A 1,247-nucleotide genomic window follows, 5' to 3' on the forward strand; every position below is an offset into this window, starting at 1 on the left:
CCCCGCACCTCAGCACCCAGCAGGCGCATTCGCTGCACGTTGGGGGCCTGCCGCTCCATATCCAGTGCCCCCATGTAGATGACGCATTCTAGGCCAAAGCGGGCGCACACGGTTGCCGTGGCCACCCCATGTTGGCCGGCGCCAGTCTCGGCAATGATCCGCCGCTTGCCCATGCGCACCGCCAGCAGCACTTGGCCAAGGGCGTTGTTGATCTTGTGGGCGCCGGTGTGGTTGAGATCTTCCCGTTTGAGATAGATCTGCGGGCCGCCGTAGTATTCGGTTAGCCGCTGGGCAAAGTAGAGGGGGCTGGGCCGCCCAACAAAATCCCGCAACAGGTTGTGAAACTCGGCGCGAAAGTCGGGATCCCGCCAGTGATGCTCAAAGGCTTCCTCCAGCTCCGTTAGGGCGCTCATCAAGGTTTCCGGCACAAACCTGCCCCCAAACGGCCCAAACCGCCCCTGGGGATCCGGACGCACTTGAGGGTCGAGAGGATCCAAAACACGAGGGGAAAAAGCAAAAGAAGCTGAGGTCATGGCAGAGTCCGTCCGGGCCTTGTAGCCTGCAACTAGAGAGAGGCTTTCCCATTCTACAGAAGGAAGGGGCGATGACCAGTCTCGCCTCTCTTCTTCTGCCGTGGGATCCCGAAAAGTTGTTTTGAACAAGGGTCTTCCCAGGATTTTTAAGATAAGGCCGTCCGATTTTGAGGCGGCCTTATGGACAAGCATCTGCAAGAGTTGCTCCAGCAAGAAGATCAAAAGCGCAGAGATGAAGAGGTGCGGCGCACCTATGCCCTTTCTCAAAAGTCCGAGGGGATGGTGATCCTTCTGTCTATTCTGCTTGCCTTCGGAGCCTACCTCTACACGCGGCGGTGGAAAGCTTTGATGGTTTTTCTGGGCTGGTGTTTCTTCCTTGGCGTGTTGTTTAGCGACGACGAGGGAGAGGTTTCCCTACCCGGACTGTTTCTGGCCTCCACCTGGGCAGCAGTAGACAACTGCGGCGCTATCCAGCGGGCAAGAGAAGAAATTGAACGGCTGCGCTCCGGCCAAAACCCTGATGTTGATCGGCAAACTTAAACTTGGTCGACAAAACAAAATAGTGGCCCAAAAATCGGTATTTTATTTCAAACTCTCGAAAAAGATGCTATACCTACTATTTCAAGTGGCACCCAGATACAAGCGGCGCAACCGACCCATTCTCAACGGCAGTGAAACTTGGATTCCTATTCCCTTTGTCTTTTGGGAAAGAGC

The 1,247-nt window shown here is 55.6% G+C and carries 2 protein-coding genes; one reads left to right on the top strand and one right to left on the bottom strand.

All coding sequences use genetic code 11. From position 1 onward, the window contains the following. On the bottom strand, positions 1-533 hold a 533-nt coding region (locus NW820_RS09240), incomplete at its 3' end, for a pyridoxal-phosphate dependent enzyme (protein WP_414407327.1). Between the two features lie 180 nt (positions 534-713). On the opposite strand from NW820_RS09240, the gene NW820_RS09245 reads away from it, so the two are divergent. Continuing rightward, on the top strand, positions 714-1,073 hold the full coding sequence (locus NW820_RS09245; protein WP_414375464.1) for a hypothetical protein: 360 nt from the start codon (positions 714-716) through the stop codon (positions 1,071-1,073). The last annotated feature ends 174 nt before the right edge of the window (positions 1,074-1,247 follow it).

This window comes from Synechococcus sp. R55.7 (assembly GCF_047461955.1).
Taxonomy (GTDB): Bacteria; Cyanobacteriota; Cyanobacteriia; order Thermostichales; family Thermostichaceae; genus Thermostichus.

Coding starts and splice junctions, on each gene's coding strand:
- NW820_RS09245 (WP_414375464.1), top strand. CDS start 714: ATGGACAAGCATCTGCAAGAGTTGCTCCAGCAAGAAGATCAAAAGCGC.